Below are 14,382 nucleotides of genomic sequence, written 5' to 3'. Positions count from 1 at the left end.
GATTTTCAGGGCATTTGGCCGCATCACTGACGGATGACAGGTCATTACAAGCCAGATCCGACGCGTTTTGCTTTTGACTGCTTCGCCAGAGGCGACCTCGCGAGCGCCGAAAAATCCTTTCGTGACATTCTGTCTCATGACCCTGCGCAACCTGATGCATGGCACGGCATGGCCTGTCTGGCTCGTGCTCGCGGGCAGAATGCGACAGCTATTGCGATGGCGGGACGGGCTTTGCAGGCTGGTGGCCTTCCAGCATCAAGATCAGCGCGTGTTCATATCACATTGGGGTTAGCACTCGCTGCAGAGGGGCACTTTGAACCCGCACGTGCGGCTCTCTCCGTAGCGCGAACATTGCAGCCTGCTGACCCGCGCGCCCATGCCGCGAGTGCTGAAGTCTTTTTGCTGCTGGGGCAGCGTAAAGAGGCTTGTGAAGCTCTGGAGGAAGCGTGCGCCCTTGCGCGAGACGATGTCGAATATCTTACAAGGCTTGGTGAAATCTATCTGCAGGATGGGCGTCCGGATAAGGCATTTTTCTGTTTTGACAGAGTGACGAAACGTGCGCCGCGCGATGGGCGTGGCTGGGCTAATCTCGGAGCAGCGTTTTTTGAAAGCAGACTTTTAGAGTCAGCCCTACAGGCTTTGGAAAAGGCATTTGAGTTGGGAGCCCGAACCGGAGCAACCCTGAATAGTCTCGGCTTGGTTCAGATGGCTCTTGGGAACTTGCCGGAAGCACGCCGAACCTTGGAAGAAGCACTAGGTTTTGCTCCCGAGGATGCCCGGATTGCCAATAACCTTGGAACGGTTCTGATGGAGATGGGCGAGGAAGAGATAGCCAAGCGGCTTTTTTCGGTCATCGCTGATCGGACGTCTGGTTACGAGCAAGCCCAGGCTCGCTTCAATCACGCGACTATTTTGCTGGGAGAAGGCGAGTTTTCGGAAGGCTGGCAGGAACTTGAAAGTCGACATCGCCTTCTAAAGACGCCGCAGTCTTCTCCATTGTGGGATGGCTCCGAAGGTGAATTGCCGATTGCTGTGACGGCAGAGCAGGGTCTGGGAGATAGCATACAGTTTTTGAGGTTTCTGCCTTTAGCCACCACCAGACGACCTCTCCGACTGCATTTTCCAATAGATTCGTTAGTAAGCCGGATGCCTACGATGGCCCATGCTCGGATTCTGGAACCAGAAGGACCTGTCGCAGGAGAAATCAGTCTTCTGAGCTTACCATTTGTTCTGGGGCTGGCGGGCCAGGGAGGAACAGCGCCCTATCTGGAGTCCGCGTCGATCGCGGAGCCGCGGGTTGTTGGACTCTGCTGGGCGGGAAATCCGTCTTACAGGTTTGATCGGCGTCGCTCTCTTCGCGTGGAATGGCTTGAGCCGTTGCAACGTGTTGAGGGCGTTCGTTTTGTATCCCTTCAGCAGGGAAATTGCCCGGAATGGATGGAAAAGGTCTCTCTCGAAACACCCGAAGAGCTTGCGGACGCCGTAGGGCGGTGCTCGCTTGTTATTAGTGTGGATACTGCGGTGGCACACATGGGCGGTGCCATGGGGCGCCCGCTTTGGCTGTTGAATCGCCGAGGCGGTGACTGGCGGTGGAAAACAACTCCCTGGTACCAGAATGTGCGGCAGTTCAGGCCAGAAGGCTTCCTGCCAGAAGCGTGGCCACCCGTTGTGGAACAGGTGGCCGAAAACCTCAGGGAGTGGGCGCAGCAACAGCCTTCTTGACGGTTTGTGGCGTTAGGGAAGCAAGGAGTGTTTCACGTATGTGACCCAGGCGCGTTGGATCTGTGATCTTCATGCCCAGAAGGTCACGAACATAGAAAACGTCCACAGCCCGCATTCCATAGGTGGTAATGTGAGCAGAGGAAATCTGAAGCGACTGCTCGCTCAGCGTCGTTGTGATGTCATGGAGCAGGCCAGATCTGTCACGACCATTGATCTCGATGACAGTATGCCGGTCCGAAGCGGTATTATCGATCACTACACGGGGTGGAACGTGAATAGCGCGCATCCGGCGGGAAGCGCCGCGGTGACGCGCCTCCGCGATACCTTTCTTCAGGTCAAGGCGACCAGACAGGGCCTGCTCGACCAGATGATTAAGACGACCAAGCTGGTGAGGATCTTCAAAGGAACATCCATCAGCGTCCTGAACCCAGAAAGTATCCAGAGCCATGCCATCGCTGAGGGTATGGATGCGGGCATCCACGATGGATGCGCCTGCGACAGCAAGGGCGCCAGCAATCTGTGAGAACAGTCCTGGATGGTCAGCACAAAGCACGGTCAGCTCTGTCACGCCGCGTTCCGGGATTGGATAAGCCTCGACCGTGACTGGTGAGCGATATCGGTCCGAATCGTGGATCATGCGTGCATGGCGCATGTGGGTATCGGTGTCGAAACCGAGCCAGTAGCTGGGATATCCGAGAGCCAGAAAGTGCTCGATACTGCTTTCTGGCAGCAGTGAGCTCAGACCATCCCGGGCCAATTCACGAGCATGCGTGACGCGGCCGTCCTGCTCCGTTGCGGCCAGTCCGCCTTCCAGAACTTCTGCTACACGGGAAAATAGCTCACGTAGAAGCGTGGCTTTCCAGGCATTCCAGACTTTGGGGCTGACGGCGCGCATGTCCGCGATTGTGAGGAGGAGGAGAAGGCGAAGGCGTTCCGGAGACTGAATGGTGTCTGCGAGATCAAGGATCGTCCGGGGATCATCAATGTCTCGGGTGAATGCTGTCTGGGACAGCAGCAGATGATGCAAAACCAGCCATGAGACTGTCTCTGTCTCTTCAGGATCCAGACCCAGTTGTGGGCAGATGGTGAGGGCCAGATCCGCCCCGAGCTCCGAATGATCGCCGCCACGGCCCTTGGCAATGTCATGGAGAAGAACCGCGACATAAAGGGCCCGGCGTGAGCGCAGATCCTTGGCGAGCCCATAAGCCAGCGGGATCTCATCCGCCATATGACCCGCTTCGATCTGGCCCATCATACGGACGGCCTCGATGATGTGCTCGTCCACCGTATAGATGTGATAGCTGTCGAACTGCATTTGGCCGACAACGCGTGACCAGTCCGGAAGCAGGCGACCGAGCAGGCCGGTTTCGTTCAGAATGGGAAGCCAGAACGGAACGGTTTTTGTCTCATCTGCACTTGGTTCACAGAGCAGATTGAGAAAGATCTGCGCTGTTTCCGGATCATCCCGCAGTTCAACGGCATGCCGTTCGTTGCGGATCAGCTGCTGAATGGCAAGTGGGTGCAGTTCCAGATCATGCCGGCGCGCGCAGTCCAGCATTCGGAACATGTCACGCGGATTCTTCGCAAACGTGACCGGATCAACAGGGCAGAGACGTCCGGCGATGCGTTCGAAGCCTTCTGGCCCCGGGAGTGCTTCCGGATGAGTGTCGCTGGCCTGATCCTGCAGGCGCATCAGCACGATCGGCTGAAGAACATGCGTCAGGCGCATCACGTCCCGTGCCGTCAGGAAGTAGTGTCGCATGAAGCGCTCGACACCGCGCTGACGTCCGTGCGTGGCATAGCCCATCCGGCCACCGATGACGGGCTGAACGTCAAAGGTGAGTCGCTCTTCCGCGCGGCCGGTGATGTAGTGAAGGTGCAGGCGAACCGTCCAGAAAAAATCCCACGCACGCCGGGCGCGGTGGGTTTCACGGTTGGTCAGGAGGCCAAAGGAAATAAAGGATGGTGTCGGGACGGCTTCGGCAGGGGCCGTGCTTTGGTCTGGCGTTGTAATGGCGCAGCCAAGAGCGGCACGGCCCATCCAGTTCAGTGTCTGAAGATCACGGAGACCGCCGCGGCCTTCCTTGATGTTCGGCTCAACCATGTAGGGGTTGTCGCCAAAGCGGCGATGGCGCAGCTCACGTTCTTCGATCTTGCCACGGACGAAATCGCACAGCGTGTCGTTCTGGAGGTCCGCACCGAGGGCAGAACGGAGATTACGGGCGAGCGTCCGATCACCATAAAGGGGGCGTAGGTCCAGAAGGGCCGTGCGGATGGTCAGATCTTCGGCCACGTCCTTGATGCAGGCACTGATGGAGCGCGTCGCATGACCGACTCGGAGGCCAAGATCCCAGAGGGCATAGAGAATGAACTCAATGCGTGTGGTCAGGGCCGGAGACGCATCTTCCGGAATGAGAAACAGGATATCGATATCGCTGAAGGGGGCGAGAAGGCCCGCTCCATAGCCGCCGGTGGCACACAGACAGAGTGGCTCTTCGGAGGACGCATTGTCCTGCGCGGCAGAAAGATCAGCCAGCGCACAGACAACGCTGTCGGCTTGAGCCGCGAGCGCGCGTGCCGCATCAATCCCCGAGATCAGGCGCTTTTCGAACCTGATGCGGATATCTGCATGGCCATTGCCAAGATGACGACGAAGGATGGAGAGGACGTCATCTCGGGACGTCAGCCCCTGTGCGGCGGCAGTCTGAAGAGCTGTTTGCAGCGACGGGGTCATGGCTTTGCGGTCAGACAGGGTCGTATCCGTATCGTCAGCGAAAGGGGAAGGAAGACTTTCGCCCCAGAAACCAGCACTTTTCAAGTCCTGTCTCCTGTAGCGAGGCGTTTAAGATCATATAGCGCGGCTAGCGCCTCTCGGGGAGAGAGATCATCCGGATTGATGGTCGTAAGCGCATCGAGGGCCGGAGAGTGCAGAACCTGCGGCTCCGGGGCGTCTTCTGATGCGTCTGCAACGGCTTCGAACAATGGCAGCGAAGAGCGGGCTTCAGCCTGTTCACGTTCGAATGTGCTGAGAAGCCGGGAAGCACGGTTCACCACCGATTGCGGAATCCCGGCCAGTTTGGCCACATGCAGGCCCCAGCTCTTACGGGCTGAGCCAGGGCGGACTTCATGTTGGAAAATGACTTCGCCCCGCCACTCTTTGACGGCCATAGTGTACGGAGCCAGACGCGGCAGAAACTCGGTCAGAGCACCCAACTCATGGAAGTGCGTAGCGAAAATCGTGCGCGAGCCAAGCTGGGTGTGAAGCGCCTCAAGCGTAGCCCAGGCAATAGAGAGGCCATCCAGCGTTGCCGTTCCACGTCCAATTTCGTCGACGACGACAAGAGATTTGGGACCAGCCTGATTGAGAATGGCAGCAGTTTCAGTCATTTCCACCATGAAGGTGGAGCGCCCACGCGCCAGATCGTCTGCACCACCCACACGGGAAAATAGCCGGTCCACAACACCAATACGGGCACTTTTCGCCGGAACCGGCAGCCCGGCCTGCGCCATGATCACGGCAAGAGCAGTCTGGCGGAGGAATGTGGATTTACCCGCCATATTCGGGCCGGTGAGGAGCATGGCGCGGTGTTCTGGGGGGAGAGCGCAGTCATTGGGAATGAAGCGTGCGTCCGCGCTGCCGGTTTCTGTGAGGGCGGCTTCGACAACAGGATGTCGGCAAGCGACAAGCTCGAAATCGGTATCGTCCGTGACAGCTGGGCGGCACCACGAGCCTCCCTCTGCCAGAATTGCGCAGGATCGTAAGACGTCTGTCAGGGCAAGATATTCTGCGACTTCGTCCAGCGCGGGGGTTTCGAGAATACGGGTGCAGAGCGCTGTGAAAAGGCGGCGCTCCAGCGTGCTCGCTTTGTCTGCTGCCTCGAGAATGGCGCGGTCCAGCGCAGCGAGTTCTTCAGTGGAGAAGCGTGCGAGGCTGGCTGTGCCCTGTCGGAAAGAAAGCTCAGGCCGTTCTTTCAGCTTCGCCCCGGCTGCAACAGGGACCTCGATGACGTAACCCAGTTGAGCATGATGGCGGATCTTGAGATTGCCGATCCCGTACTCTTCGGAGAGGCGCCCCTGAAGTGCTGCGACGATCCGTCGACTTTCATCCCGGAGTGTCCGGTATTGATCCAGCTCAGCATCAAATCCGACGGCGATGAAACCACCGTCCTCGATGCGTGCAGGCAATTCTTCCGCAAGCGCAGCTTTCAGCGTGTCCAAAAGGGCATCGGCGCGGCCATAAAGGCCAGCCGTCAGCGTGCGAATCAGAGACGGTGTGCTCTTGTCACAGGCCGGCTGGAAGAGGGCTGTCAGGTCGTCAGCGGCAATCAGAGTATCGCGAATGGATGCGAGATCGCGCGGTTGGCCACGTCCTGCCGATAGGCGGCCGAGGGCGCGAGCCGGGTCGGGTGTGCGTTTAAGAATATCGCCCAATGCGGCTGTAAAACCCGGGACGGATTGAAGCCACAGCCATGCGTTCTGACGCTCGGTGATGGTTATGGCGTCAGTGAGTGGAGAGGAAATCCACTGAGAGAGCAGGCGGGAGCCTGCTGCTGTGACGGTGCGGGAGATCACACCGAACAGGCTGTATTTCGTCTCCCCATCACGGGTGCGCAGAATATCGAGGCTGGCGCGGGTTGCTGGGTCGATCCCGAGCACGCCGCTGATGCCCTGCGGCATCGGGCGCGAGAGTCTGGGAAGCGCTCCGGCCTGACTGCGCTGAACGTAGTGAAGTGCCATGGCACAGGCGATGGCCTGCTCGTCCGGGAAGTCTCCGAGCGCATCAATCTGTGCCACCCCATAGGCACGGGAAATCAGAGTGCGGGCGCTATCCAGAGACGGCGGAACAGCGACTGGTGCAAGCCGGCTGGCGTGGTCTGCCGGGATGAGCTCTGGATCGGAAAGAACTTCCGCAGCGTCCAGGCGGGCCATCAGCTCTGGAAGGGCGACTTCAGGCACGGACGTTGTCTCGAACGCGCCTGTAGAAATATCGATCCAGGCTGCGCCAATCATTTTGGAGCGGCGGTCTCCGGAGCGGGCAATAGCCAGAAGCAGATTGGCGCGGCCAGCTTCGAGCAGTTCGTCTTCCGTCAGAGTGCCAGGAGTGACGACACGGACGATCGCGCGGGGAAGCGGGCCTTTCTGGCCTTTTTGCGGTGCCTGCGTTTGCTCAGCAACAGCGACGCGAAAGCCTCGGCGAATCAGACGAGACAGATAGGCCGGTGCCGCTGCGACCGGAACGCCGCACATGGGAATCGGCTCGCCGTTATGATTGCCCCGTGCTGTCAGCGCGATATCGAGCGCCATTGCGGCTGCCTGGGCATCTGCGAAGAACAGCTCGTAGAAATCACCCATTCGGAAGAACAGAAGAGCATCTGGCTCCTGGTGCTTGAGCGCGAACCATTGCGCCATGGAAGGCGTGGCATTGGCGGCAGAAGGCAGGGGCATGAACGTGCCGATGGGTCCGGTCTCCGGTGGTGAGATATGAGGAGGGGAAGGGAAACTACCGTGTCCCTGCCGGTGTGTGAACCGGCAGGATCAGTGTCTTAGCGTGTGCGTCTTCTGGCGATGCGCGTTTGCAACGCTGCGAGCACGTCACTGAGTTTCAGAACCTTCAGGGCGTCGAGAGAAATGGCGTAGACCACGCCTCCGAACACGATCAGTGCGCCCAGCATGCTCAGGCGCCAGATTCCGTGCCAGTTCGGCAGGTCGGGAGCGGCAAATTTCTGTGCTGCGGCAACCCAGAGGGCCATCATGAGGGAGGCGCCGATTATGCGGGCTGAGCGGCTTTTCAGCCGAGGGTCAGGCTGGAAAATGCCACGGCGATGCAGCAGCACTGCCAAAATGGCGACGTTCACGACCGCCGCAATCGTGCTGGCTAATGGAGGGCCTACATGAGCCAGTGGCTTGTAGAGCGCCAGATTAAGCGCCAGATTCAATCCAAGGGTAAAGAAACCAATCCGGACCGGAGTGCTGGTATCCCCTTCAGCGAAAAAGCCGGGCGAAAAGACCTTGATGAGTACAAATGCTGGAAGCCCAAGAGCATAGGCCCGCAGGGACTGGGCGGACTTCAGGGCATCTGCGACTGTGAAGTGACCGTAGCTGAACAGGCCAGCCATGATCGAGGGAGCCAGTGCAATCAGGCCCATCGTTGCGGGAAGGGTCAAAAGCAGAGCGTAATCGAGGGCCCGGTTCAGGCTGGCATGTACGGAAACGCGGTCGTTGTTGGCCACGTGTCGCGTGAGAAGCGGCAAGAGGGTTGTGCCCGCCGCAGCACCAAGAACGCCAAGAGGGAGCTGGTTGATCCGGTCCGCGAAGTACAGAATCGACGGGGAACCAACGGGCAGTCTGGTGGCAATGATCGTGTCCACCATCAGGTTCATCTGTGTGACACCCGATCCGACGAGACCCGGCCCCATCCGTCGCATCAGACCACGGATATCTTTTGAAAAGCTGGGGCGAACGAGATGCGGCGCGACACCGGCACGATGAGCGGCCCAGTACAGGGCACCCAGCTGGACGATGCCCGAAATAACGACACCCCACGCACTGGTCAGGGCAACACTGCGCCAGACATAGGCCCCCAGAAAGATCGCTGCGATGCCGATGATGTTGAAACTCAGATAGGCGGCGGATGCAGCACTGAATTTCCCCAGACCATTCAGCACGCCGGAAACCAGAGCCGCCGCGCAGATCATGACCATGTAGGGGAAAGTGATCTGTGTCAGCGTCAGGGCCATCTCAAAACGCTCGCCCTGAAAACCGGGGGCAAGAATCGAGATGATGAGGGGCATGCACAGTTCACAGATGATCGTCAGGATCACCAGCCATGCTACCAGAGCGGATAGGGCCTGCCCCGCGAAACGCAGGGCCGCGGTGCGTCCTTCAGTCTCATACTTGGCGGTGAACATCGGCACGAAGGCTGCGTTGAACGCGCCTTCTCCGAATAGTCGCCGGAACATGTTCGGGAGGCGCAGGGACACCAGATAGGCGTCCTGTGCGGGGCCGGCTCCAAGGAAGGCAGCGAGAAGCTGGTCACGAATCAGGCCCAGAACACGCGAAAGCATGGTCCAGCTGCCAACTGTCAGGAAATTGCGAAGCATTTCCTGTCTCTAGCGTATCCCGCTGACGGGTAACATATCCTCCAGAAGCCAGAAGGAACGATTTTTACCGAAGAACAGTCTCGCGAGCGTAAAGTTTTTCTGAGGGACGCGTCATTGAGGGGCGAACGGCAGCCAAGCCGATACAAAGCAGAACGATTTCCAGCGTCAGCATGACGCTCGCCCAGAAGATGCCGGGCAGGCCCAGAAAGCTCGTGACGTGATGTGCGACAGAAGGCGTGAAGGCGCCAAGGGCAGCAACGACCAGAAGCGGCAGAATGGGCCGAAGGAGAGACGCTGTCATGAGAAGTCTCCTGTCATATTCCTGTCATGAGGCTCGCGTTTTTTGATACGCTGCGTCAAGGAAAAAGAGGAAACTCTCGATCCCGTCTGCGTGTTATTTTGTATCATGGTCAAAACCGCATTTTCCTCATCTCCATCAGACACCGCAGAACTCTTACGAAGGCTGGAGCGGCTTAAGCGTCTGGCCTGGGTTCTGAACTCGGCTGTCCGAATTCCCGGGCTTCGCTTGAGAGCAGGTGTTGATACGGTCTTGGGGCTCATTCCCGGAGGAGGGCTGGCTCTTGGAACGCTCTTCTCCCTCTATATTGTCTGGGAAGGCCACCGGATGGGTGTGGGAGCAGCAACTGTGCGCAAGATGCTGCTTAATGTGGGCATCGAAGCGGTAGTTGGTGTTGTTCCGCTAATGGGGGACCTGTTCGATACCGTGTTCAAGGCTGACATGCGCAATGTCCGCCTGATTGAAGAGGCGCTGTCCCGGCCGGAAACCGGGGCACCATATAATTCAGTGATCGAGAAGAATCCGGCGGACGGCCTCTTCTACCCGTCCGGGCGTCGGTTTTGAAAGCGGTGTGAACCACCGCACGAGATGCCCTTCGCGGTTCACGAGGTACTTATAAAAATTCCAGCGGGGGCGAGATAAAAATCCGCCCTCTTTACCCAACCATTTGAAGAGCGGGATGGCATCTGGCCCTTTGACATGGGCTCTGGCCGCCATAGGGAATGAGACCCCGTAATTGCGGTGGCAGAATGTCTTGATCTCTTCTGCCGAGCCCGGCTCCTGCTCTCCAAAATCATTCGAAGGTACGCCGAGAACCGTCATGCCATCCGGGTAGTCGCGCCCATAGAGGGACCACAGATGCTGCAAGCCTTCATACTGGGGGGTAAAGCCGCATTTCGAGGCTGTGTTGACGATCAGGAGTGGCCGACCACGGAACTGGGAAAGATCAATTGTTTCCCCAGACAGCCCGGGCAGGTGGAAATCATAGGCGCAGGTCATGGTTTCTCCCCCTCATTTTCATCTACTGTAATATCATACTGCTAAAGAGGCGAGAGCAGGGCTGGACATGGCGCTGTCATGCAGACAGGTTGTGCAACCGTTCTGTTTTTGAAAGGGAGCTTGCCTTCGTGATCCTGCGCGTCCTGATCGGCATGGCCGGTCTTCTCTGTCTTGGCGCGTTATTTTCCACGAATTGGCGGGCGATCGACTGGAAACTGGTTGCGCGTGCCTTAGCCCTTCAGGTGGCTATTGCAGCCGTAATTCTCTGGATTCCCGCCGGGGCACATGGGCTCCACATGATTTCCGGGGCCGTGACGAAGGTCCTGTCTTACGGGGATCAGGGAAGTGCCTTCCTTTTCGGTGGTCTTGTAGGGCCGAAAATGGACACGGTTTTCGGGGACGGAGGATTTATCTTCGCCCTCAAGGTTCTGCCTGAAATCGTGTATGTCGCAGCGCTTCTGGGGGTGATGCAGCACTGGGGTGTGCTTCAGTTCCTGTCGCGCATCATCGGTGGCGCTCTCGCGAAAATTCTCGGCACCACGCAGCTGGAATCCTTTTCAGCCGTTCTAACCATTTTCCTTGGCCAGAGTGAAATGCCGATTGCGCTCCAGACCTGTCTGGCCGGACTCTCTATTGGAGAGCTGGCGACGGTTCTATGCAGCGGGACGTCATCCATCGCAGGCTCGGTTCTGGCAGGCTATGCGTCGCTAGGGGTTCCAATGGAGAACCTGCTCGCTGCGTCTGCAATGGCTATTCCGGGTGGGCTGCTGTTTTCACGTGTTCTGTTCCCCGGCCCGAGGCATGTCAGCACGGAAATTGCCGGGGCGGATCATGGCCATCACAGCATGTTTGAGGCCTTGGCCGAAGGTGCCATGAATGGTGCCAAAATCGCGGTTGCAGTCGGGGCGGTTCTGATTGCCTTTGTTGGCATTATTGCCCTGACAGATGGTCTTCTGGCGATGGTCGGTCTGTCTCTCGCGCAAATCCTCGGTTACGTTTTTGCGCCCTTTGCGTGGCTGATGGGCGTGCCGTGGTCTGAGTGTGTGGTGGCGGGTGGATTGCTCGGCCAGAAAATCGCATTCAACGAGTTCGTCGCTTACGTGAATCTTTCTCCCATGATTCACGCGCATGTCCTGTCGCATCGAACCATCACGATCCTGTCTTTCGCACTGTGTGGATTTGCGAATATTTCCACCATTGGCATTTTGATTGGTGCGTTTGGCAGTGCGGAGCCGCGCAGGCGGACGGATGTATCGAAGCTGGCAGTTCGTGCTGTAGTGGCCGGTACACTTTCCAACGCCATGAGCGCCGTGATCGCCGGGTTGTTCGTGTGAAAAACCGATTTATTCCAGCGTCGGCGGCCGGTCCAGCAGCAGCGTTCTGGCTTCTTCCAGTGTTAGTTTTTCTGAGAGCAGATGGGTGATCGTCTCAAGGATCGGGACGTGCACGCCCATCTTTTGAGCGAGCGCCACGAGCGCCGGCGCGGTCAAAACGCCCTCTGCAACCGTTGTACGGGAAGCGAGGATTTCTGACAGGGGGTGACCCTCTCCGAGCTCGATACCGAGACTGTAGTTCCGTGAGCCCCGCCCGGTACAAGTCAGGATCAGGTCTCCAACGCCAGATAGGCCCGCCAGAGTGGTAGCACGTCCGCCCAACGCTTCGGCCAGACGCGCAATCTCGGCGACAGCCCGGGTGATAAGGGCTGCCCGGCCATTTTCGCCCAGGCCTGCTCCGATCACGATACCCGCGCCGATCGCCACAACGTTTTTTGCTGCTCCGGCAAGCTGCACACCCGCAATGTCATCACTGGCATAGAGGCGAAACGATGACGAGTTGAGGATACTGGTGAGATGTTTTGCCAGTGCCAGATCTGTGCTGGCTAATGTCGCTGCTGCCGGAAGGCCTTTTGCAATTTCAATGGCGAAGTTTGGCCCAGAAAGAACGGCAGTTGGCCGATCAGGCATCGTTTCGGCGAGTACGGTAAGTGGCAGAAGCGAGGTCGCCTGTTCCAGGCCCTTGCAGCACGTCACGACCGGCACACCTGGAGCGAGAACACCTTCCAGTGCGACGGATACGGAGCGTGCAGTCTGAACAGGCACAACCAGAAGCACAACGTCCGCATCTGTTGGGAAAACACCTGTAACGGTGACCGCCTCAGGAAGCTGGATACCGGGCAAGCGGGGAAGCTCCCGGACGCCAGCAGGAACCGGAGTTCGCATCCAGAGTGTAACGCGTGCTCCGGTACGGGCCGCGGCACATGCGAGAGCCGTTCCCCAGGCGCCTGCGCCGATGACTGCGATATGGCGCCCGTTCATGTTCATTCCTCTACCAGACGTTCAATATGCACCTGCATGTCGTCTTCCGGGTCATCCGTCGCAAGCCCCTGCTTCAACGCATTCAGGACGCGCGCGGCATCTTCTTCAAATCCGAAAGGAGCATTCACGACCAGCATTCCGCATCCATTCAGGCGAGACGGGTCCAACGCCGGGCGCAGAAGAAATTCACACGCAAGAATATCGCGAATGCCTGCATCCTTCAGAGCGTTGTAAAAGGCCCGAACCGGAGTGCGGTGCTTGATGGGATACCAAACCGCGACAATGCCTGCGCGAAAGCGATTGCGGATCAGCGAGATCGCCCCAGCACATTGCGTAAAGTCGTCCAGCTTCTCAAATGGTGGATCAATCAGAACCAGACCACGCTTCAGATCTTTAGGGGGGAGAAGCGCGCGCAAAGCTTCGTACCCGTTGCGATGATGAATGGAGACCTGCGGGTCATCCCGGAAAAGGCGACGTAACGGGCGAACATCTTCTGGGTGAAGTTCGCAGGCCACAAGCTGGTCCTGGGGGCGCAGCGCATGGCGAGCGAGGGCCGGTGATCCCGGATAAAGGCCGAGGTCGCGCACGGCGGACAGATAATCCTGAAGGGCCGGCTCTTCCGAGTCCAGAAGTCGGCCAATCCCGCTTTTCCATTCGCCGGTTTTCTGGGCTTCTTCAGAAGACAGGTCATACTGTCCGCAGCCTGCATGTGTATCGAGAACACAAAATCCAGCAGGTTTGCGCGCGAGGGACTTCAGAAGCACCAGAAGGATCGCGTGTTTCATGCAATCCGCAAAATTTCCGGCGTGATAGGCGTGTCTGTAGTTCACGGGAGACGGGTTCCGGCTATGGAATCAGGAAGGGCTATGAGCGGGATGACGTTCCGCAAGAGGCCAGCGGGGGCGGGCTGCGACATCTATTTCGTTGGGATGCTCACCCGCATGGAGGCGCTCAAGGGCTGCCCAGCCGATCATGACTGCGTTGTCCGTGCAGAGGCGCAGCGGAGGAGCGATAAATGGGATACCGTGGCGGTCTGCGACAGTTTCCAGTGCACCGCGAAGTGTCCGGTTCGCAGCTACGCCACCTGCGACGACGAGTGCAGTCGTGTGAGGCGCCATTGCAAGCGCATGTTCCGCACGGTCTGCCATGACATCTGCCACAGCCTGCTGGAAGGATGCGGCGACGTCGGCAGCGAACTGGCGCGGAAGAGCGCCTGATCCCAAGGGCTCAATCAGGCGGCTGACGGCTGTTTTCAAGCCGGAAAAAGAAAAGTCGCAGCCGTCGCGCCCTTTAAGCGGGCGGGGAAGTGCAAAAGCATCAGCGCGGCCTTCCTGTGCCAGTTTTTCAAGAGCAGGCCCACCCGGCCAGCCAAGACCAAGCATTTTGGCAACTTTGTCGAAGGCCTCGCCAGCGGCGTCATCAATGGTGCCGCCAAGGCGCACGTACTGGCCTGTCTGTTCCACGGAAATGCACTGGCAGTGACCGCCTGAGACCAGCATCGTCAGGAATGGAAGCTGAAGATCGGCCTCAAGCGACGGCAGTCGAGCCGTCAGGACGTGCCCTTCAATGTGATTGACTGCAATGAAAGGTCGACCCAGTGCGAGAGCCAGCCCTTTTGCATAGGAACTGCCCACAATCAGCCCACCAATCAGGCCCGGGCCAGTCGTTCCTGCGAAGGTATCAATGTCCTGCAAGGTGAGGGCGGCCTTGTCGAGCACGGACTGGACAAGGGCGGGCAGGGCATCAAGATGAGCTCGTGCTGCAATTTCCGGTACGACGCCCCCAAGAATGGCGTGATCGTTCTGGGAAAGAACACCTTCGGCGAGAATGGTGCCGTCATAGGCCAGAATAGCGCAAGCGGTATCGTCGCAGGACGTTTCGATCGCCAGAAGGGGGCGGGATGCAGCAGGGTCAGACATGGCATGCATTATGACCGAGTCTCTCATAT

The 14,382-nt window shown here is 58.5% G+C and carries 11 protein-coding genes; 3 read left to right on the top strand and 8 right to left on the bottom strand.

Annotated features, from left to right (window positions below):
- Positions 1 to 33: 33 nt before the first annotated feature.
- Positions 34 to 1,722: a tetratricopeptide repeat protein gene (locus ABDK75_RS09980; protein ID WP_346005750.1), complete on the top strand. Its 1,689-nt coding sequence runs from the start codon at positions 34 to 36 to the stop codon at positions 1,720 to 1,722.
- Here the strand turns inward: ABDK75_RS09980 and ABDK75_RS09975 are convergent.
- The 4 genes from ABDK75_RS09975 to ABDK75_RS09960 all read right to left on the bottom strand — a co-directional run bounded on the left by ABDK75_RS09975 (position 1,691) and on the right by ABDK75_RS09960 (position 9,123).
- On the bottom strand, positions 1,691 to 4,540 hold the full coding sequence (locus ABDK75_RS09975) for a [protein-PII] uridylyltransferase (protein ID WP_346005749.1): 2,850 nt from the start codon (positions 4,538 to 4,540) through the stop codon (positions 1,691 to 1,693). The two genes, ABDK75_RS09980 and ABDK75_RS09975, sit on opposite strands and share 32 nt — an antisense overlap.
- Positions 4,537 to 7,167, bottom strand: a complete 2,631-nt coding sequence (mutS, locus tag ABDK75_RS09970; RefSeq protein WP_346005748.1) for a DNA mismatch repair protein MutS — start codon at positions 7,165 to 7,167, stop codon at positions 4,537 to 4,539. The genes ABDK75_RS09975 and mutS overlap by 4 nt, the downstream gene beginning before the upstream one ends.
- Positions 7,168 to 7,265: 98 nt before the next feature.
- Complete coding sequence (gene murJ / locus ABDK75_RS09965) at positions 7,266 to 8,822, bottom strand: murein biosynthesis integral membrane protein MurJ (protein WP_346005747.1); 1,557 nt, start codon at positions 8,820 to 8,822, stop codon at positions 7,266 to 7,268.
- Between the two features lie 64 nt (positions 8,823 to 8,886).
- Positions 8,887 to 9,123, bottom strand: coding sequence for a hypothetical protein (locus tag ABDK75_RS09960; protein ID WP_046899673.1), 237 nt, complete (start codon positions 9,121 to 9,123; stop codon positions 8,887 to 8,889).
- Between the two features lie 105 nt (positions 9,124 to 9,228).
- Between ABDK75_RS09960 and ABDK75_RS09955 the strand changes: the two genes are divergently transcribed.
- Positions 9,229 to 9,684, top strand: coding sequence for a DUF4112 domain-containing protein (locus ABDK75_RS09955; RefSeq protein ID WP_346005746.1), 456 nt, complete (start codon positions 9,229 to 9,231; stop codon positions 9,682 to 9,684).
- Here ABDK75_RS09955 and ABDK75_RS09950 read toward each other — a convergent pair.
- Positions 9,625 to 10,119 carry a glutathione peroxidase gene (locus ABDK75_RS09950; protein ID WP_083956279.1) on the bottom strand — a complete coding sequence of 165 codons (495 nt, stop codon included), beginning with the start codon at positions 10,117 to 10,119 and terminating at the stop codon, positions 9,625 to 9,627. The genes ABDK75_RS09955 and ABDK75_RS09950 overlap by 60 nt on opposite strands.
- A gap of 89 nt (positions 10,120 to 10,208) precedes the next feature.
- Between ABDK75_RS09950 and ABDK75_RS09945 the strand changes: the two genes are divergently transcribed.
- A complete protein-coding gene (locus tag ABDK75_RS09945; protein WP_346005745.1) occupies positions 10,209 to 11,453 on the top strand; it encodes a nucleoside transporter C-terminal domain-containing protein in 1,245 nt (414 codons plus the stop codon).
- A 9-nt stretch (positions 11,454 to 11,462) separates the two neighbouring features.
- On the opposite strand, the gene ABDK75_RS09940 is transcribed toward ABDK75_RS09945, so the two are convergent.
- Genes ABDK75_RS09940 through tsaD form a run of 3 tightly spaced genes read right to left on the bottom strand, consistent with a single transcriptional unit; the run spans position 11,463 to position 14,362 of the window.
- The gene (locus ABDK75_RS09940) at positions 11,463 to 12,440 is read right to left on the bottom strand and encodes an NAD(P)H-dependent glycerol-3-phosphate dehydrogenase (RefSeq protein WP_346005744.1); all 978 of its coding nucleotides are present in this window, start codon (positions 12,438 to 12,440) and stop codon (positions 11,463 to 11,465) included.
- Positions 12,437 to 13,264: a 23S rRNA (adenine(2030)-N(6))-methyltransferase RlmJ gene (locus ABDK75_RS09935; protein WP_346005743.1), complete on the bottom strand. Its 828-nt coding sequence runs from the start codon at positions 13,262 to 13,264 to the stop codon at positions 12,437 to 12,439. The genes ABDK75_RS09940 and ABDK75_RS09935 overlap by 4 nt, the downstream gene beginning before the upstream one ends.
- 24 nt (positions 13,265 to 13,288) lie before the next feature.
- Positions 13,289 to 14,362, bottom strand: a complete 1,074-nt coding sequence (gene tsaD / locus ABDK75_RS09930; RefSeq protein ID WP_346005742.1) for a tRNA (adenosine(37)-N6)-threonylcarbamoyltransferase complex transferase subunit TsaD — start codon at positions 14,360 to 14,362, stop codon at positions 13,289 to 13,291.
- Positions 14,363 to 14,382: the final 20 nt, after the last annotated feature.

Source organism: Gluconobacter sp. OJA, assembly GCF_039638325.1.
In the GTDB taxonomy this organism is placed as follows: Bacteria; Pseudomonadota; Alphaproteobacteria; order Acetobacterales; family Acetobacteraceae; genus Gluconobacter; species Gluconobacter cerinus.
The sequence above is the reverse complement of the archived record's forward strand: the minus strand, read 5'-3'. Positions and strand labels throughout refer to the sequence as shown.